Origin of the sequence: Ruegeria intermedia, from assembly GCF_900129345.1 — a bacterium.
Lineage (GTDB): Bacteria > Pseudomonadota > Alphaproteobacteria > Rhodobacterales > Rhodobacteraceae > Ruegeria > Ruegeria intermedia.
Map to the genome: position 1 here is coordinate 24,036 of NZ_FQVK01000012.1, position 17,268 is coordinate 41,303.

Sequence of the window (17,268 nt, forward strand, 5' to 3'; positions counted from 1 at the left end):
GTGCGGCCGGGCCGTCAATCGGCGAACAGGTAGTCCAGCCGCAGAATGGCCTGCGCGGTGTCCTTCGGCACGCCCAGAAACTTTGAGATCGCGGCGACGTTTTCCGCCGGATCTCCGGTTTCGCGCAGCCGGTGGAACCGGTCCAGCCCGGCGCTGCGCAATTGTTCGGATTCATAGGCCAGATCGCTGCGGATCGTGGGCAGCAGACGTTCAACCGTGGCGGCGGGTGAGTTCTGACCTGCCAGCCCGACCCGGTGGGCATGCCCCACCAGGTAGTCGTCGGAATAGGTGCATTGCACCTCGAGAACATGGGTGCGGGCGCGGTCCGAACAGAAATCCTGCACGATGTCCAGGCTGGCGGGGTCCAGGCAGATGACCAGCTTGTCGGTGTCGAAATGATCGAACAGCAGCCGCATCACCGCGCGGCGATGGCGTGACCGCTTGACCAGCGTCGTCTCGATCCCGCCCAGATCGGGCAGGGGGGCGTCCGCTTCGTTGAACAGGTATTCGATGCAGGGCAGGTTGGTTTCCGAGGCGATCTGGTCGATCAGCCGCTTGGCCACGTGCCATTTCTTGCACACCACAAGATACAGGTCGCGATCGGGGCCGATCGTGTTGGCGGCCTCCCAGAAGCGGGGGGCGAACCGGCGGCCCACGCGGCCGCGGCCCGTCAGGAAACCATGCAGGTTTCGGCCCTCGTTCGAGATCTGGAACGCCACCCCTTCGCTGGCATAGAGCTCCCCCAGCTTCTGTTTCAGCTGATGTGCCTCGGGGCTGATCTTGCGCGCGAACAGGTAGTCCTGGCTCAGCAGCATGTCATAGTGATCGTTGTAGAAAGTCACCGGCATGCCATAGTCGGAAAACATCAGGAAGGTCAGCGTGCGGTTCTCGATCTCCGAGCGCGGGATCAGGTGGCGCACGAGGGTCTGAAAGAACGTCTCGTCCGGGATCCAGGTCGTCGAGAAGAACCGCACCACGTCGCGGCGCTGGCGCAGAAACTCCAGGATCGCCTCGATCGTGCGGCGGCGCAGGCACCACCACTGGCTGCCGATCATGATCTGCAGATCCTCAGGGATTTCGCGAGTCAGGCCGAGGCGTTTCTGGGCCTCGTAGGCGGCGTAGAACAGTTTGCTCTGGGTGCGTTCGTTGAAATAGTGGCGATAGATCAGCCGGTCTTCCTTCATGCCGGTCTTGATCCAGTCGCTGGCAAAGAAATCGTGGCTTTCGATGAAGTCCTTGTCGTTTTCGTCCAGAAAGCGATGGGCGTATTCCGCGGTCTTGATCGCCATGCAGTCGCCCGACAGCATGTAGAAATGGGTGGCGCGGGGAAAGGCCTCTACCGCGGCCTGCACCGCATGCAGAGAGGCCTGAACCAACGACCATTCGCCCCAGCCGCATTTGATCCGCTTTTTCGCGAAGGCGACGTTGGGGCTGTTTTTCAATGCGCCCCGGATACGTTTGAAATCGGCCGCCGAGGCGCTGGCGTCGAAATGAATCGCGATGTAGTCGCCGACCGCCGTCAGGCGTTCGGCCTGCGCGATGATCGCGTCGGGGTCTTTGTGACACAGCAGAATATAGGCGATTCTGGCCATTGGCGTCGTCGTTTTCCGTTACTGCCCGGTTCCGACCGTGATACTGAGGATGAACGATTGAATAAACAGAATATTTTTGCTTGTCTGGCGCCAAAAGCTGGCGCATCACCCTGAGACTCGGCTGGCAGAGGAGGCATGGCAGATGGGATTTCCCGGCACATGGATGACCGAGAGCGAAAGCATGGTCTATCGCGTGGTGCCCAAATGCGCCTGCTCGACCATCGGGCAGATCATGTATTACTCGGATCATGGCCGGTTCTTTGACGGCGATATCCATGATGCAAAGGACGGATTGCACAAATGGGCCTTCGGTCACAGCCAGGATCCGATCTCGGCCAATGTGCGCGGGCACAAGTCCTTCGCCTTCACCTGCGTTCGCAACCCCTATACGCGGATCCTCAGTTCGTTCTTCGACAAGATCTGCGGCATTCAGCGCAACGGGAAACGGTACCGGGGCAATCTGGTGCCGACGCTGATCTACAATTACGGGATCGAGGTCGGAGGCGAGGACGGCAAGGGCGAATTCGACCAGATTGCCAGTTTCCGCCGGTTTCTTCTGTTTGCGCGCGACACGATCCGTTGGCGCCGGCCAATGGACCCGGACATCCACTGGTCGGCCATGTCGGGGCATGTCTCGACCTTCATCGTGAATGGCGGGCGCTATGACCGGATATTCTGGACCGAGAAATTCAACGAAGGCATGCAGGGCGTGCTGGATCAGATCGAAACGCCCCACCCGGTGACTTTGTCCGAAATCCCGCGCTTCAACGAGTCCGAAGGCCACGGCCCAAAGCGCGCGCATCCGGTCGAGGACTATTTCGACGACCTGTCGATGCATCTGGTCTACGAGATCTACAAGCAGGATTTCGAGCTGTTCAAATACGATTTCGAAAACCCGGCCAACAAAATGCCGACGGGCGAAATCGATCTGGATGAGATTCACGCCAAGCTGGGTGATTGATCCCACAGGCAGAGGTGCTCCCGCCCATCGTCGATGTCTCTGGCGAGACACCTCCTCTGGTTGGGCCGGGCGCCGCGCATCGCGCGGCGCCCGGCCCAAGGCTGACGGCGGCAGCGGCGCAGCCGATGGGGCCTGTCAGACGCGGGAGCCCTTTGGTTTCAGGCAACGATCCGGCCCGCATCACGCAGGCCGGCAGTGTTCAGACCTGGCGCACGGCGCCTTTTGCGGCGCTGGTGGCCAGCTTTGCATAGGCCTTCAACGCCGTGGACACCTTGCGTTTGCGCGGCTGCGCCGGCTCCCAGCCTTTCGCGTCCTGCGCCTTGCGGCGTTCGGCCAGTTCCTCGTCGGACACGGCCAGATAGATCGAGCGGTTGGGGATATCGATCTCGATCCTGTCGCCGTTCTGAACCAGACCGATCTCGCCGCCTTCGGCCGCCTCGGGCGAGACGTGACCGATCGACAGGCCCGAAGTGCCGCCCGAGAACCGCCCGTCGGTCAGCAGTGCGCAGGCTTTGCCCAGGCCTTTGGATTTCAGATACGAGGTCGGGTACAGCATCTCTTGCATACCAGGACCGCCGCGGGGGCCTTCATAGCGGATCACGACCACGTCACCTTCCTTGACCTTGCCGGTCAGGATGTCGTTCACCGCTTGGTCCTGGCTTTCGCAGACATAGGCGGTGCCGGTGAATTTCAGGATGTTCTCGTCCACACCCGCGGTCTTCACGATGCAGCCGTCGCGCGCGATGTTGCCGAACAGCACAGCCAGACCGCCATCCTGGCTGAAGGCGTTCTCCTTGGACCGGATCACGCCGTTCACGCGGTCAGTGTCCAACTCCTTGTAGCGGTTCGACTGGCTGAACGCCTGGGTCGTGCGCACGCCGCCGGGGGCGGCCTTGAACAGTTCCTGCGCCTTTGGGTTGTTGGTGACCTTGATGTCCCAGTTTGCGATCGCCTCGGCCATGGTGGCCGAATGCACGGTACCGCAGTCGTCATGCAGCAGGCCGGCGCGGCTCAACTCGCCCAGGATCGAGAAGATGCCACCCGCGCGGTGCACGTCCTCCATGTGGACGTTCTCGGTATTGGGCGCGACCTTGCACAGGCAGGGCACCTTGCGGCTGAGCCGGTCCATGTCGGACATGGTGAAATTCACCCCGCCCTCATGCGCGATGGCCAGCAGATGCAGCACCGTGTTGGTCGAGCCGCCCATGGCGATGTCCAGGCTCATGGCGTTCTCGAAGGCCTCGAACGTGGCGATCTCGCGCGGGAGGAAGCCTTTTTCGTTCAGCTCATAGTGACGCTTGGTGATCTCGACGATGCGGCGGCCGGCTTCCAGGAACAGTTCCTTGCGGTCGGCATGGGTGGCCAGGGTCGAGCCATTGCCCGGCAGCGCCAGACCCAGCGCCTCGGCCAGGCAGTTCATAGAATTCGCCGTAAACATGCCCGAGCACGATCCGCAGGTGGGGCAGGCGTTTTCCTCGATATGTTGCACCTGTTCGTCGGTATAGGCATCGCTGGCCGCCGCGACCATCGCATCGACTAGGTCGATCTTTTTGGCGTCCAGATCGGCGATGTCGATCTTGCCGGCCTCCATCGGGCCGCCCGACACGAAAATGGTCGGGATGTTCAGCCGCATCGCCGCCATCAGCATGCCCGGCGTGATCTTGTCGCAGTTCGAGATGCAGACCATCGCATCGGCGCAGTGTGCGTTGACCATGTATTCGACGCTGTCGGCGATGATCTCGCGCGAGGGCAGCGAATACAGCATCCCGTCATGGCCCATGGCGATGCCGTCATCGACGGCGATGGTGTTGAACTCTTTGGCCACACCGCCGGCGGCCTCGACCTCGCGGGCGACCATCTGGCCCAGATCCTTGAGGTGGACGTGTCCCGGCACGAATTGCGTGAACGAGTTGACGATGGCAATGATCGGCTTGCCGAAATCGTCGTCGCCCATCCCGGTGGCGCGCCACAGGCCACGGGCACCGGCCATGTTGCGGCCATGGGTCGAAGTTCTGGATCGGTACATTGGCATGATGCTGTTTCCCTTTTGCCCGGTTGCAAAACCAGTGTTGCGTGCGTTATAGCGCACGTAGCACATGTGCGTTATAACGCACAAGGTAAATCGCGGGACGTGGCCATGGAATCGGACGACATCACCCTGAAACTCAGAGAGGTCCGGGCGGCATCGGGGCTGAGCCTGGCCAAAGCGGCCGAGTTGACCGGAGTCAGCAAGGCCATGCTGGGCCAGATCGAGCGCGGCGAATCAAGCCCAACCATCGCCACCCTGTGGAAGATCGCCAAGGGGTTCCAGATGCCGCTAAGCGCGCTGATCGGCACCAGCGCCCTGCGCGATCCGGCGGATGCGGCCCGGTTCCGCACCGTGACCTTTCCGGGCAGTCTGAAGGTCAAGATCGTCTTTCCCTTCGACCCGGTTCTGGCGGCCGAGACCTTTCACGTCGAACTGGACCCCAACCAGTGCCACGAATCCCCCGCCCATGCCGCCGGCGTGACCGAGGAGGTCTTCGTACTCAATGGCGTGCTCGAGGTGCTGCGGAACGGCGAATGGGTGCCGCTGAGCGCGGGCCAGGGGTTGCGCTTTCCCGCCGACCTGCCGCATGGCTATCGCGCCGGTCCCGAGGGTGCGGCATTCTTGAACATGCATCACTACGGACCCCGGCCCGCGACCGCCGCGGCCGGTTGATACGGCGGAAAGGGGAGACATCATGGCGGATTTCCTGAACGGCCTGACGCTGGCCGATGGCATCGGGTCCTTCGGGGCGCTGATCGTGGTTGCGGCCTATTTCGCCACCCAGATGCGGATGATGAATTCCGACGATCTGGCCTTTCCGGTGGTCAACCTGGTGGGGTCGGTTCTGATCGTCTATTCGCTGCTGCAGAACTTCAACCTGGCCTCGATGCTGATCGAAAGTTTCTGGATCGCGATAAGCGTGATCGGCATCATCCAGCATTTCCGCCTGCGACGGGCGCGATAGGGCCGCAGGGACCCGATCCAGCCTTGAACCCGCACCCTTGCGCGTATAGGGAAATCCCTGCGCGTAAAGGGGAGGCATTGATGCTGGACGATCCAAAAACCCTGGTTTCCACCGAGTGGCTTGCCGCCCACCTCAAGGACCCGGATCTGCGGATCCTCGACGCCTCGTGGTACCTGCCGCAGCAGGGGCGCGACGCCCGCGCCGAATACGAGGCCGGACATATTCCCGGTGCGCGGTTCTTCGACATCGACGAGATCTCGGACCACCGCTCGGACCTGCCGCATATGGCGCCTCCGGTCGAGAAATTCATGTCGCGCCTGCGGGCCATGGGCGTGGGCGACGGCCATCAGGTCGTGGTCTATGACGGCGCGGGCCTGTTCTCGGCGGCGCGGGTCTGGTGGCTGTTCCGCCTGATGGGGCAAGAGAACATCGCCGTTCTGGACGGCGGCCTGCCCAAATGGGTTGCCGAAGGGCGCGAGATCGAGGATCTGCCCCCCGTCATCCGCGACCGCCACATGACCGTGCGCGTGCAGAACCACCTGGTCCGCGACGTGACCCAGGTCTCAGCCGCCGCCAAGCTGGCCGATCACGAAATCATCGACGCCCGCGCCGCCGACCGTTTTGCCGGAACCCAGCCCGAACCGCGCCACGGGCTGCGGGCGGGGCACATCCCCGGTTCGCGCAATGTGCCCTTCGGACAGTTGCTGAACCCCGATGGCACCATGAAATCGCCCGAGGAGTGCCGCGCGGTGTTCGAGGCTGCAGGCGTCGATCTGTCGAAGCCCGCCATCACCACCTGCGGGTCGGGCGTGACCGCCGCGATCCTCAGCCTCGCGCTCGAGCGCATGGGCAAGAAAGATCATTCGCTTTATGACGGCAGCTGGGCCGAATGGGGCGCCTTCCCGACCCTGCCCGTCGCAACCGGAGAGTCCTGATGTTCGAAAATCTCAAGCCGCAGCCCGCCGACAAGATCCTGGCCCTGATGCAGATGTATCGCGACGACCCCCGCGAGCAGAAGATCGACCTGGGCGTGGGCGTCTACAAGAATGCGCAGGGGGTGACGCCGGTGATGCGCGCGGTCAAGGCCGCCGAGCACCGCATCTGGGAAGAACAGCAGACCAAGGCCTATACCGGGCTGGCCGGTGACCCGGCCTATGCCGATGCGATGATCACGCTGATTCTGGGCACCAGCGTGCCGCGCGCCAATATCGCCGCCGTGGCCACCCCGGGCGGCACCGGCGCCTGCCGCCAAGCGTTCGAGCTGATCCGCATGGCCAACCCCTCGGCCCGGGTGTTCGTGTCGAACCCGACCTGGCCGAACCACATCTCGATCCTGAACTACCTGGGCATCGAAACTGTCGCCTACCGCTATTTCGACGAGGAAACCCGTGGCGTCGATTTCGACGGCATGATCGAGGACCTCAAGACCGCCAAGGCCGGCGACGTCGTGCTGCTGCATGGCTGCTGCCACAACCCGACCGGCGCCAACCTGAACATGGTCCAGTGGCAAGAGGTGGTGAACCTGATCAACGACCGCGGCCTGGTGGCGATGATCGACATCGCCTATCAGGGCTTTGGCGACGGCCTGAACGAGGATGCGCAGGCGACCCGGCTTGTCGCGTCGTCGGTCAAGGAATGCCTGATCGCGGCGTCCTGTTCGAAGAATTTCGGTGTCTACCGCGAGCGCACCGGCCTGCTGATGGCCGTCAGCGCCGATGCGGGCCAGACCGCGCTGAACCAAGGCACGCTGGCTTTTCTGAACCGCCAGAACTACTCGTTCCCGCCCGATCACGGCGCGCGCGTGGTGACCACGATCCTGATGGATGAGGGTTTGCGCGCCGATTGGATGGCCGAACTGGAAGAGGTTCGCCTGTCGATGCTGGGCCTGCGCCGCCAGCTGGCGGACGAGCTGCAGCGGCTGAGCGGATCGGACCGGTTCGGCTTCCTGGCCCAGCACCGCGGCATGTTCTCGCGCCTGGGCGCCGCGCCCGAATTGGTCGAGAAGCTGCGGGTCGAGCACGGCATCTACATGGTCGGCGACAGCCGCATGAACATCGCCGGGTTGAACGAGGCCACCGTGCCGATCCTGGCCAAGGCCATCGTCGACGTCGGCGTCTGAGGCCGATCTTGAACGACCTTGCCTCCTGATCGCGAAATTTCGCGACCAGGGGTCCGCAACCCTGCGCCCGGCAATGTGCTGATGCACTGCCGGGCATTTTTTCGCAGAACGGGTGGCCGGGACTTGTCCGAAATCCGGCTTCCGCGAATGGCGTGTTCGGTTCGGCGTGCCCTGTCCGCGCCGTGTCACGGCTGCGGCGGCTGATAGACGCAATCGGACAACGTGCTGCGGTTGAGGTCGGCGATGAAGGCGGCCTCGGCCTCGGCCAGTCGCGCCTTGAGCCGGCAATGCGGGGTCAACGTGCAGGCCGCGCCGCCGGGCATAAAGCACTCGACCAGCACCTGATCCGCCTCGAGATAGGCGACCACGTCGCCCAGCCGGATGGTCTCGGGGCGCCGAGCCAGCATCGCGCCGCCGCCGCCGCCGCGCCGGGTCTTCAGATATCCCGCTGCCGACAGTGCCGAGATCACCTTGGCCAGATGATTGCGTGATACGCGGAACTCGTCCGCCAGTTCCGCCGTGGTGAAGGCCCGGTCGGGGCTGCCCGCCATCCGCATGAGAACGCGCAGCCCGAAATCGGTGAAGGAGGTGAGGCGCAAAAGATGACTCCTTTAATCAGTATTTACAATGCGCATACACAAGTATATTCGGCAAATCAAATACCAATTCGTCCCGAGTCGGACCAGAGCGAGGACCTGACATGCGGCTGGCAAGCGTTTCGGCACAGGGTCGCGGGGAAACGGACCGCCTGCTGGAAGCGGTGGTGGCGCAGCTGAGCGCCGAAGGGTGCAAGGTGCTTGGCGCGCTGCGCGCCGCCGGTGCGCGGGACGCCGCCCCTTGCAACAGTGACCTGCGGCTTTTGCCGGACGGGCCGGTTCTGCGGATCACCCAGGATCTGGGCGCCGGGTCGACCGCCTGCCGGATGGACGCCGGGGCGCTGGAACGGGGTGTGGGCATCGTCACGGCCCGGCTTGCCGCCGAAGGCGCCGACCTGATCGTATTGAACAAATTCGGCCTGAGCGAAGCCGAAGGGCGCGGGTTCCGGTCGCTGATCTCGGATGCGGTGGTCCGGGGTGTGCCGGTGCTGACCGGGCTGACCGAAGCCCATCGGCGGGCCTTCGAGCAGTTCGCGGACGGGATGCACAGCCCGCTGCCGCCGGACGAAACCGCCATCCTGCGGTGGTGCCGAACGGCCGCCGCCATGCCCCGCGAGGTGTGAATGCTGGTTCCTGATGCCCAAACGCCGACTCTGGTCCTGATGAGCCATATCCGAGATCGCGTGCTGCATGCGCATCGACGGCAATTGCCGCGGCTGGTCAGCCTGGCCCAAAAGGTTGAAGCCCGCCATGCCGACGACATCGCCGCACCGCATGGTCTGACGGCGGCCTTGGAGGCCATCTCGCAGGCGCTTGACGCCCATATTGACCACGAGGAAGCCGTCGTCTTCCCCGCGCTGAGCCGGGGGCAGGCGGGCCGCGTGCAGGAGGCGCTGGCCGGTCTGCGCGACGACCATGCGGAACACGAAGCCGCATTGAACCGGATCGCCGCCATGACTCACGGGTTCCGCCTGCCGCGCAGCGCCTGCCCGTCGTGGCGGCGGCTCTATGCCGGGCTGGGCCGGTTGGCCGAGGATCTGGACGAGCACCGATATCTTGAAAATGAGCTGCTGTTTCCACGGTTCGAAACCCCGGTCCGGCCCGGACCGGCAGACCCCACCCGATGAAGGCCCCGCCATGACCGCACATCCAGATACCGTTCCCCGCACCGCCGTCCCGGCCAGACCCGTCCTTGCCCGTCTGTCCTGCCTGATCGTGCAGCCCGTGCTGACCCGCGTGGTCCGGCGCATCGCGGCGCAGCACCCGACGCTGTTCGAGCGTTTGGGGCCGCATCAGGGCACCGATTTCGTGATCGACCCGGTGGATCTGCCCTTTGCCCTGCACCTGCGCCCGGATCCGCGGGCGCTGGTGTTCCGTGCCGTGCCCCGCGATGCGGTGCCGCCCGCCGGCGCCACCATCCGCGGTACGTTCCTGTTGTTGCTTGAACTCATCGATTCCGAGGAAGACGGCGATGCCGCGTTCTTCGCGCGCGATCTCGAGGTCACGGGCGATACCGAGGCGGTGGTGCGTCTGCGCAATGCGCTGGACGATGTCGATGGCTCGATCGCCGAGGATGCCGCCGCGATGTTCGGCCCTCCGGGCCGCGCCATCCTGGCCCGGCTGCGCCGCGCCTATCAAACCTGAAGAAAGGACCTCCCGCCCATGAGCCTTGCCGAACTGATCTGCCCAGCCGGCACGCCCGCCGCCCTGCGCACCGCCGTCGATGCCGGCGCCGACGCGGTCTATTGCGGATTTCAGGATGCGACCAACGCCCGCAATTTCCCCGGGTTGAACTTCACCCCCGACGAGATGGCCGCCGCCGTGGCCTATGCGCATGACAAGGGCACCAAGGTGCTGCTGGCGCTGAACACCTATCCGCCCGCGGGCAAGGTCGATCTGTGGCGGCAGGCCGCCGATGCGGGCGCGCGGATCGGCGTCGATGCCTTCATCGTGGCCGACATGGGCGTGGCCGACTATATCGCGCGCACCCATCCGGATATCCGCCTGCACCTGTCGGTCCAGGCCGCTGCCTCGAGCCCCGAGGCGATCCGGTACTACTGCGACAATTTCGGCGTCAAGCGCGTGGTGCTGCCGCGCATCCTGACCATCCCCGAAATCCGCGAGATCCGCCGGGAAATCCCCTGCGAGATCGAAACCTTCATCTTCGGGAACCACGGGCTGATGGTCGAAGGCCGCTGCAGCCTGACCAACTATCTGACCGGACAGTCCACCAACATGGACGGGGTGTGTTCTCCGGCTTCGGACGTGGAATATGCCCGCCATGCCGACGGGTCGATGTCGTCCCGGCTGGCCGGGTTCACCATCGATTGTTTCGGCGCCGACGAAAAGGCGGGCTATCCCACGATCTGCAAGGGGCGCTATCGGGCGCCGCACCGGCCCGACGGGTATTACGCCTTCGAAGAGCCGATCAGCCTGAACCTGTCGCGCCTGCTGCCCGAACTGATCGATGCCGGGGTTCACGCCTTCAAGATCGAGGGGCGTCAGCGATCCAAGAGCTATGTGCGGGGCGTGGTCTCGGCCTTCCGGCAGGCTGTCGATGACATTCGGGCGGGCCGGCAGGCCAACATCGCCGATCTGGTCGCCCTGACCGAGGGTCAGAAACAGACCCAGGGCGCGTTCGAAACCAAGAAATGGCGGTAAGAGAGATGACGAAACTGACTTTGGGACCCATCGCCTATCACTGGCCGGCCGAGGACCGGCGGGATTTCTACGCCCGCATCGCCGACGAGGCACCGGTGGATGAGGTCTATCTTGGCGAGGTGATCTGCTCGAAACGCGCGCCCTTCCACGAGCCCGACCTGCCGGCCACGATCGAGCGGCTGCAGCGCGGCGGCAAGACGGTGATCGTGTCGTCGCTGGCCGAGGTTATGCTGAAACGCGAACGCAAGGCCACCGCCGATCTTGCTGCGCTGGACGCGCCCGAGATCGAGATCAACAACGCCGCCGGCCTGTACGCGCGCGGGCGGCGCCCGCACCGGGTCGGGCCGTTTCTGAACGCCTACAACGAGGCCACGATCGCCTGGATGGCATCGCAGGGTGCGACGCATGTCTGCCTGCCCACCGAACTGCCCGGCGCGGCGATCGCCACGGCGGCTGCAACGGCGCGCGAACTGGGGCTGGGGGTCGAGGTCCAGGTGTTTGGTCGGGCCTCGCTTGCGGTGTCGGCGCGCTGCTACCATGCGCGTGCGCATGGCCGCACCAAGGACAACTGTCAGTTCGTCTGCGAAGAAGATGCCGACGGCATGCCGCTGCGCACGACCGACGACCGTCCGATCCTGCGCGTGAACGGCATCCAGACCCAATCCGAAAGCTATGTCGACCTTTTGCCTGAAACCCGGCGTCTGATCGCCGACGGGGTTACCCATCTGCGGCTGATGCCGCAGGCGGTCGACATGGTGGCGGTGGCCGGCACGGTCCGGGACCTGCTGGACGACCGGCTCGATCCGGCCGGGGCCGAGGCCGCGCTGCGCCGGATCTGCGACGCGGTTCCGTTCTCGAACGGGTTCTACCACGGTCAGGCCGGGTATCGGCGCATTGCCGCCGCGGCGGGCTGATCCGCGCGGCGCGCCATGCGTGGCGCGGGGCCGCGTCAGCCGCGCTTTCGGCGCGCATAGCGACCACTCGGAGGCTGTCCGGGAAAGGATGCAGCCGCGACGGGGACGTCGCGGCTGCGATCATGCTTGCGGCTGGGCAAACGGGGCTCAGCCCTTCGAGAACTCGGGATAGGCTTCCATGCCCAGCTCGCCCATGTCGAGGCCGTTGATCTCTTCTTCCTCGCCCACCCGCAGGCCGACGGTGGCCTTGAGGATCGAGAACAGGATGTAGCTGACCACGAAGACGAAGATCCCGATGGCCGCAAAGCCGATGATCTGGGTCACGAAGGACGCGTCGCCGTTGGTCCAGGCCACGATGAAGGTGCCCCAGAAGCCCGCGATCAGGTGAACCGGGATGGCGCCGACCACGTCGTCGATCTTCATCTTGTCCAGCAGCGGCACGGTGTAGACCACGATCACGCTACCGATGCCACCGATGATCAGTGCCTGGAACAGCGACGGTGCCAGCGGTTCCGCGGTGATCGAGACCAGCCCGGCCAGCGCACCGTTCAGCACCATGGTCAGGTCGACCTTGCCGTACATCACCTGCGTCAGGATCAGGGCAGCGACAGCGCCGGCGGCTGCGGCCATGTTGGTGTTGGCGAAGATGCGGCTGATGTCAGCCATGTCGCCGATCGTGCCCATGGCCAGCTGCGAGCCGCCATTGAAGCCGAACCAGCCCAGCCACAGGATGAACGTACCCAGGGTGGCAAGCGCCAGGTTCGAGCCTGGGATCGGAACGACCTTGCCGTCCTTGCTGTATTTGCCGATCCGGGGGCCCAGCACGATGGCACCGGCCAGTGCGGCAAAGCCACCTGCGGCATGCACCAGGGTCGAGCCCGCGAAATCGCTGAAGCCCATTTCGGACAGCCAGCCGCCGCCCCACTGCCACGAGGCTTCGATCGGGTAGATGACACCGGTCAGGACGATCACGAAGATGAAGAAAGGCCACAGCTTGACCCGCTCGGCCATGGTGCCCGACACGATCGAGGCGGTGGTGGCGCAGAACATCAGCTGGAAGAAGAAGTCCGAACCGACCGACGCATAGGACAGATCGGTTTCGACGCCCTCAAGGCCGACCGGTTCCAGCGAGGTGGGCGAGAAGGCACCCAGAATGCCGGTGATGGTCCAGCCGTCGCCCGGATACATCAGGTTGAAGCCGACCAACCAGTACATGATCGCGGCAAAGGAAAACAAGCCGATGTTCTTGACCAGCTGCATCGCCACGTTCTTGGAGCGCACCAGACCGGCCTCGAGCATTGCAAAGCCTGCGGCCATCCAGAACACCAGGAAGCCGCCCATCAGGAACAGCAGCGAAGTCAGGATGTATTGCGTATGCTGCGCGGTTTCGCCGGTTGCGGCGGCCTCCTGCGCCAGGCCCATCTGCGGCAGCGCGACGATCGCGGCGGCAGGGATGAGTGATTTCATCAGGTTCATGTTCAGTCCTCGAATGATTGTCGGTCGCGGCGCCTTACAGCGCCTCTTCGTTGAGTTCCCCGGTCCGCACGCGCAGGGCCTGCTCGACATCGAGGACGAAAATCTTGCCGTCGCCGATCTTGCCGGTCTTGGCGGTTTTGGTGATGGTCTCGACGATCTGGTCGGTCATCGCGGCGGGCACCACGATTTCCAGCTTGATCTTGGGCACGAAGTTCACCGCGTATTCGGCGCCCCGATAGATTTCGGTGTGACCGGATTGCGAGCCGAAGCCCTTGATCTCGGTCACCATCATGCCGCGCACGCCCGCCTCGGTCAGTGCCTCGCGCACCTCCTCGAGCTTGAACGGCTTGATTGTCGCAATGATCAGTTTCACGTCTTTCCCCTCTTCTGGTCCGGCGGGGCCGGCTTTGCACCTGCAGAAAAAGAGCGCGACAGGGCCGCCCAAGGAACGGTTTGGGCAAAAAGATGCCGGGGCAGAGGGGCAAAATTGCACATTATTTGCACAAATTCCCGCCGATGATGAAAAAATGGGCGGGTATGAGAGGGAGATTGCCGCTATTTCACATCTCTACACCGATACGCCAGCAGGGTATGGTGCGAAGAAACGATAAACGGGCAGAGTTTGAGCATGACTGAGTCCAAGCGTCGAAAACCGCTGGTGGCGGACAAACGGTATCCGTCCGGAGGCCGCAAGACCGCGTCTGCCAAGCGGTCGGCGAAACCGGCGGGCAAGAAGGCGACGGCGCGCAAGACCACCACGCGCAAAACCCGGCGCAAGCATTCGGGTGGCGGGCAGGGCGGCTTCTTTCGCCGGCTGTTGCGCTGGATCGGTCGGCTGATCTGGGGCGTGACCTGGCGCGTGGGGGCGGTGGTGGCGCTGCTGATCGCGCTGGCGGTCGGCGTCGTCTACAGCACCTTGCCCGAGGTCGATGCCCTGCTGGACGGGCGCGCGCGCGGGTCGGTCACCCTGCTGGACCGCGACGGCAAGGTCTTTGCCTGGCGGGGCGATCAGTTCGGTGGCGTCATCACCGCCGATACCGTGTCGCCCCATCTGAAGAACGCGGTCATCGCGACCGAGGACAAGCGGTTTTATCGGCATTTCGGTGTCAGCCCGCGCGGCATCGCCAGTGCGATCAGGATCAACCTGTCCGAAGGGCGTGGCCCGCTGTCGGGGCATGGCGGTTCGACCATCACACAGCAGACGGCCAAGCTGCTGTGCCTGGGCGTGCCCTATGATCCGAGCCAGTGGGAATCGGAAGCGGCGTACGAGGCTGACTGCCGCCAGGGGTCGCTGTGGCGCAAGGCCAAGGAAGCGATCTATGCGATGGCGATGGAGGCCAAATATACCAAGGACGAGATCCTGACCATCTATCTGAACCGGGTGTTTCTGGGGGCCGGGGCCCGCGGGTTCGAGGCGGCCAGCCAGCGGTACTTCGGCAAGTCCGCCGCCGAAGTGGACCCGGCCGAGGCGGCGATGCTGGCGGGGCTGCTGGTGGCGCCCACGCGCTACGCGCCCACCAACAACCTGCAACGCTCGCAGGACCGGGCCAAGGTGGTTATCAGCCTGATGGAGGATCAGGGTTACCTGACCGAGTCACAGGCCAATGCGGCGCGGAACAACCCGGCCGAGCTGTCCGAGGCCGCCGCCGCCCGCGCCGGGGGCTACTTTGCCGACTGGGTCATGGCCAGCGGCCCCGAGTTCTTTACCCGCAACACCACCGAGGACGTGGTGATCAAGACCACGTTGGACCAGCGGATCCAGCAGGCGGCCGAGGCGGCGCTGAAACAGGTGTTCGACGAAAAGGTCAGCGAAGGGTCAAAGGCACAGGCGGCAATCGTGGTGATGTCGGCCGATGGTGCGGTCCGGGCCATGGTGGGCGGGCGCAAGACCAAGGTGTCGGGCGCGTTCAACCGCGCGACGCAGGCGCTGCGCCAGACCGGGTCCTCGTTCAAGCCCTTCGTCTATGCCACCGCGCTGGAGCTGGGCTATTCGCCACTGGCCACGGTGGTGGACGAGCCCTATTGCATCGACATCCCGGGGTCCGGCCAGTGGTGCCCCAAGAACTACACAAACAAGTTCTACGGCCGCGTCACGCTGGCGGATGCGCTCAAGAATTCGCTGAACATTCCGGCGGTCAAGGTGGCCGAAGTGGCCGGGCTGGACAATGTGCGCACGGTGGCCAGCGGGTTCGGCATCGAAAGCGATCTGGCGGCCGGGCCGGCGCTGGCGCTGGGCGCGTCGGAAAGCACGCTGATCGAGATGACCGGCGCCTATGCGGGCATCCTGAACGGCGGCTCGGCGGTGGAACCCTATGGCCTGACCGAGCTGAAGCTGCTGGGCGATGACACGCCGGTGATGGTGACGACGACTGGCATCGGCGAACGCGTGATCCGCGACGAGGCCGCCAAACAGCTGATCTGGATGATGGAGCGTGTGGTGTCCGAAGGTACCGGCCAGCGCGCCAAATTGCCGGGATGGCAGGTGGCGGGCAAAACGGGCACGACCCAGGCCGCGCGCGATGCGTGGTTCATCGGCTTTACCGCCGATTACGTGGCCGGCGTCTGGGTGGGCTATGACGACAATACGCCCCTGAAAGGCGTCACCGGCGGCGGGTTGCCGGCCGAGATCTGGCGGGAAACCATGCTGCGCGTGACCGAGGGCATGACCCCCACGCACCTGCCGATGCTGGCGCCGGCGGCTCCGGTCCAGACGACACGGCAAACCCAGCCCCGGCGCAGACAGCAGGGAGGCTTTGCCAAGGCCGTCGACAATCTGTTGAAGGATATCTTCGGCGGCAACTAGGCCGCGGTTGATCGGACGGGCGGCGCTGGGCGCCGCCCGGATCAATTCTTACAGGCTGGCGTCCAGCGCGGCGACGATCGCGTCGCCCATTTCGCTGGTCGAGACCGGCTGCACGCCCTCTTCGGCCAGCAGATCGGCGGTGCGCACGCCATCGGCCAGCACCTTCTCGATGGCGGCTTCCAGACGGTCGGCCTCGGCCCCCTGGTCGAAGGAATAGCGCAGCGCCATGGCAAAGCTGAGGATGCAGGCGATCGGGTTGGCCTTGCCCTGACCGGCGATGTCGGGGGCCGAGCCGTGGACGGGTTCGTACAGCGCCTTGGGTCGGCCGTTGGCCATGGGTGCGCCCAGCGAGGCCGAGGGCAGCATGCCCAGCGAGCCGGTCAGCATTGCCGCGCAGTCCGACAGGATGTCGCCGAACAGGTTGTCGGTCAGGATCACGTCGAACTGTTTCGGCGCGCGCACCAGCTGCATGGCGCCGTTGTCGGCATACATGTGGCTCAGCTCGACCTCGGGGTAATCCTTGCCGACGCGGGTTACCACCTCGCGCCACAGGATGCCCGATTCCATCACGTTGGCCTTTTCCATCGAGCACAGCTTCTTGTTGCGGCGCATCGCCAGCTCGAAGGCCGAGCGCGCGACCCGCTCGATCTCGGATTCGGTGTAACGCTGGGTGTTGATGCCGACGCGCTCGTTGCCTTCCTCGAAGATGCCGCGCGGCTCGCCGAAATAGACGCCCGAGGTCAGCTCGCGCACGATCATGATGTCGAGCCCGGCGACCACGTCCTTTTTCAGCGACGAGAAATCGGCCAGCGCGTCAAAGCACTGGGCCGGGCGCAGGTTGGAATACAGGTCCATCTCCTTGCGCAGGCGCAGCAGGCCGCGCTCGGGCTTCACGCTGAAATCCAGATCGTCGTATTTCGGGCCGCCCACGGCGCCCAGCAGAACCGCGTCGACCTCTTGCGCCTTGGCCATCGTCTCGTCCGCCAACGGAACGCCGTGCTTGTCATAGGCGGCGCCGCCGACCAGATCCTCGCTCACGTCGAATTTCAGGCCGCGCCTGGCGCCGAACCAGTCGATGATCTTGCGCACTTCGGTCATCACTTCGGGGCCGATTCCGTCTCCGGGCAGGATGAGGAGCGAGGGGTTGGACATG

18 protein-coding genes are annotated in these 17,268 nt (G+C 64.6%); 12 read left to right on the plus strand and 6 right to left on the minus strand.

Annotation, left to right across the window (positions count from 1 at the left end; translation table 11 throughout):
• Positions 1 to 14: 14 nt before the first annotated feature.
• Complete coding sequence (locus tag F3H26_RS10025; RefSeq protein ID WP_149775924.1) at positions 15 to 1,592, minus strand: DUF5928 domain-containing protein; 1,578 nt, start codon at positions 1,590 to 1,592, stop codon at positions 15 to 17.
• A 142-nt stretch (positions 1,593 to 1,734) separates the two neighbouring features.
• Here F3H26_RS10025 and F3H26_RS10030 point away from each other — a divergent pair, with 142 nt between their 5' ends.
• The gene (locus F3H26_RS10030) at positions 1,735 to 2,553 is read left to right on the plus strand and encodes a sulfotransferase family protein (RefSeq protein ID WP_149775925.1); all 819 of its coding nucleotides are present in this window, start codon (positions 1,735 to 1,737) and stop codon (positions 2,551 to 2,553) included.
• Between the two features lie 199 nt (positions 2,554 to 2,752).
• On the opposite strand, the gene ilvD is transcribed toward F3H26_RS10030, so the two are convergent.
• Positions 2,753 to 4,585, minus strand: coding sequence for a dihydroxy-acid dehydratase (gene ilvD / locus F3H26_RS10035; protein ID WP_149775926.1), 1,833 nt, complete (start codon positions 4,583 to 4,585; stop codon positions 2,753 to 2,755).
• A 105-nt stretch (positions 4,586 to 4,690) separates the two neighbouring features.
• Between ilvD and F3H26_RS10040 the strand changes: the two genes are divergently transcribed.
• The 4 genes from F3H26_RS10040 (at position 4,691) to F3H26_RS10055 (ending at position 7,665) form a co-directional block, all read left to right on the plus strand.
• Positions 4,691 to 5,254 carry a helix-turn-helix domain-containing protein gene (locus tag F3H26_RS10040; protein WP_149775927.1) on the plus strand — a complete coding sequence of 188 codons (564 nt, stop codon included), beginning with the start codon at positions 4,691 to 4,693 and terminating at the stop codon, positions 5,252 to 5,254.
• Positions 5,255 to 5,276: 22 nt separating this feature from the next.
• Positions 5,277 to 5,546, plus strand: a complete 270-nt coding sequence (locus F3H26_RS10045) for a CBU_0592 family membrane protein (protein ID WP_149775928.1) — start codon at positions 5,277 to 5,279, stop codon at positions 5,544 to 5,546.
• 80 nt (positions 5,547 to 5,626) lie between these two features.
• Positions 5,627 to 6,481: a 3-mercaptopyruvate sulfurtransferase gene (sseA, locus tag F3H26_RS10050; RefSeq protein WP_149775929.1), complete on the plus strand. Its 855-nt coding sequence runs from the start codon at positions 5,627 to 5,629 to the stop codon at positions 6,479 to 6,481.
• Positions 6,481 to 7,665 (plus strand): amino acid aminotransferase, encoded by a 1,185-nt coding sequence (locus tag F3H26_RS10055; RefSeq protein ID WP_149775930.1) that lies wholly within the window; start codon positions 6,481 to 6,483, stop codon positions 7,663 to 7,665. The genes sseA and F3H26_RS10055 overlap by 1 nt, the downstream gene beginning before the upstream one ends.
• Positions 7,666 to 7,850: 185 nt before the next feature.
• Here F3H26_RS10055 and F3H26_RS10060 read toward each other — a convergent pair whose 3' ends face one another.
• Complete coding sequence (locus tag F3H26_RS10060) at positions 7,851 to 8,264, minus strand: Rrf2 family transcriptional regulator (RefSeq protein ID WP_149775931.1); 414 nt, start codon at positions 8,262 to 8,264, stop codon at positions 7,851 to 7,853.
• Positions 8,265 to 8,365: 101 nt separating this feature from the next.
• Between F3H26_RS10060 and F3H26_RS10065 the strand changes: the two genes are divergently transcribed.
• From F3H26_RS10065 to ubiV, 5 genes are read left to right on the plus strand one after another with little or no spacing between them, the layout of a single operon-like run.
• Positions 8,366 to 8,884 carry a DUF2478 domain-containing protein gene (locus F3H26_RS10065; protein ID WP_149775932.1) on the plus strand — a complete coding sequence of 173 codons (519 nt, stop codon included), beginning with the start codon at positions 8,366 to 8,368 and terminating at the stop codon, positions 8,882 to 8,884.
• Positions 8,885 to 9,388 (plus strand): hemerythrin domain-containing protein, encoded by a 504-nt coding sequence (locus F3H26_RS10070; RefSeq protein ID WP_149775933.1) that lies wholly within the window; start codon positions 8,885 to 8,887, stop codon positions 9,386 to 9,388.
• Positions 9,389 to 9,398: 10 nt separating this feature from the next.
• Complete coding sequence (gene ubiT, locus F3H26_RS10075) at positions 9,399 to 9,905, plus strand: ubiquinone anaerobic biosynthesis accessory factor UbiT (protein WP_149775934.1); 507 nt, start codon at positions 9,399 to 9,401, stop codon at positions 9,903 to 9,905.
• 18 nt (positions 9,906 to 9,923) lie between these two features.
• Positions 9,924 to 10,922: a ubiquinone anaerobic biosynthesis protein UbiU gene (gene ubiU / locus F3H26_RS10080; protein ID WP_149775935.1), complete on the plus strand. Its 999-nt coding sequence runs from the start codon at positions 9,924 to 9,926 to the stop codon at positions 10,920 to 10,922.
• Positions 10,923 to 10,927: 5 nt separating this feature from the next.
• The gene (gene ubiV, locus F3H26_RS10085) at positions 10,928 to 11,836 is read left to right on the plus strand and encodes a ubiquinone anaerobic biosynthesis protein UbiV (protein ID WP_223162476.1); all 909 of its coding nucleotides are present in this window, start codon (positions 10,928 to 10,930) and stop codon (positions 11,834 to 11,836) included.
• 147 nt (positions 11,837 to 11,983) lie between these two features.
• Here ubiV and F3H26_RS10090 read toward each other — a convergent pair whose 3' ends face one another.
• Entirely contained in the window at positions 11,984 to 13,312 is a 1,329-nt protein-coding gene (locus F3H26_RS10090; RefSeq protein ID WP_149775937.1) for an ammonium transporter, read from the minus strand.
• Positions 13,313 to 13,346: 34 nt separating this feature from the next.
• Positions 13,347 to 13,685 (minus strand): P-II family nitrogen regulator, encoded by a 339-nt coding sequence (locus F3H26_RS10095; protein WP_093963790.1) that lies wholly within the window; start codon positions 13,683 to 13,685, stop codon positions 13,347 to 13,349.
• On the opposite strand from F3H26_RS10095, the gene F3H26_RS10100 reads away from it, so the two are divergent.
• Positions 13,672 to 13,923, plus strand: coding sequence for a hypothetical protein (locus tag F3H26_RS10100; RefSeq protein ID WP_149775938.1), 252 nt, complete (start codon positions 13,672 to 13,674; stop codon positions 13,921 to 13,923). The genes F3H26_RS10095 and F3H26_RS10100 overlap by 14 nt on opposite strands.
• Positions 13,924 to 13,940: 17 nt before the next feature.
• Positions 13,941 to 16,115 (plus strand): transglycosylase domain-containing protein, encoded by a 2,175-nt coding sequence (locus F3H26_RS10105; protein WP_149775939.1) that lies wholly within the window; start codon positions 13,941 to 13,943, stop codon positions 16,113 to 16,115.
• A 48-nt stretch (positions 16,116 to 16,163) separates the two neighbouring features.
• On the opposite strand, the gene leuB is transcribed toward F3H26_RS10105, so the two are convergent.
• Positions 16,164 to 17,267: a 3-isopropylmalate dehydrogenase gene (gene leuB / locus F3H26_RS10110; RefSeq protein WP_149775940.1), complete on the minus strand. Its 1,104-nt coding sequence runs from the start codon at positions 17,265 to 17,267 to the stop codon at positions 16,164 to 16,166.
• Position 17,268 lies beyond the last annotated feature (1 nt).

Excerpts from the sequence above, each read along its gene's own strand:
- F3H26_RS10025 (WP_149775924.1), bottom strand. The coding sequence starts at position 1,592 with ATGGCCAGAATCGCCTATATTCTGCTGTGTCACAAAGACCCCGACGCG.
- F3H26_RS10030 (WP_149775925.1), top strand. The coding sequence starts at position 1,735 with ATGGGATTTCCCGGCACATGGATGACCGAGAGCGAAAGCATGGTCTAT.
- ilvD (WP_149775926.1), bottom strand. The coding sequence starts at position 4,585 with ATGCCAATGTACCGATCCAGAACTTCGACCCATGGCCGCAACATGGCC.
- F3H26_RS10040 (WP_149775927.1), top strand. The coding sequence starts at position 4,691 with ATGGAATCGGACGACATCACCCTGAAACTCAGAGAGGTCCGGGCGGCA.
- F3H26_RS10045 (WP_149775928.1), top strand. The coding sequence starts at position 5,277 with ATGGCGGATTTCCTGAACGGCCTGACGCTGGCCGATGGCATCGGGTCC.
- sseA (WP_149775929.1), top strand. The coding sequence starts at position 5,627 with ATGCTGGACGATCCAAAAACCCTGGTTTCCACCGAGTGGCTTGCCGCC.
- F3H26_RS10055 (WP_149775930.1), top strand. The coding sequence starts at position 6,481 with ATGTTCGAAAATCTCAAGCCGCAGCCCGCCGACAAGATCCTGGCCCTG.
- F3H26_RS10065 (WP_149775932.1), top strand. The coding sequence starts at position 8,366 with ATGCGGCTGGCAAGCGTTTCGGCACAGGGTCGCGGGGAAACGGACCGC.
- F3H26_RS10070 (WP_149775933.1), top strand. The coding sequence starts at position 8,885 with ATGCTGGTTCCTGATGCCCAAACGCCGACTCTGGTCCTGATGAGCCAT.
- ubiT (WP_149775934.1), top strand. The coding sequence starts at position 9,399 with ATGACCGCACATCCAGATACCGTTCCCCGCACCGCCGTCCCGGCCAGA.
- ubiU (WP_149775935.1), top strand. The coding sequence starts at position 9,924 with ATGAGCCTTGCCGAACTGATCTGCCCAGCCGGCACGCCCGCCGCCCTG.
- ubiV (WP_223162476.1), top strand. The coding sequence starts at position 10,928 with ATGACGAAACTGACTTTGGGACCCATCGCCTATCACTGGCCGGCCGAG.
- F3H26_RS10090 (WP_149775937.1), bottom strand. The coding sequence starts at position 13,312 with ATGAACCTGATGAAATCACTCATCCCTGCCGCCGCGATCGTCGCGCTG.
- F3H26_RS10100 (WP_149775938.1), top strand. The coding sequence starts at position 13,672 with ATGATCAGTTTCACGTCTTTCCCCTCTTCTGGTCCGGCGGGGCCGGCT.
- F3H26_RS10105 (WP_149775939.1), top strand. The coding sequence starts at position 13,941 with ATGACTGAGTCCAAGCGTCGAAAACCGCTGGTGGCGGACAAACGGTAT.
- leuB (WP_149775940.1), bottom strand. The coding sequence starts at position 17,267 with ATGTCCAACCCCTCGCTCCTCATCCTGCCCGGAGACGGAATCGGCCCC.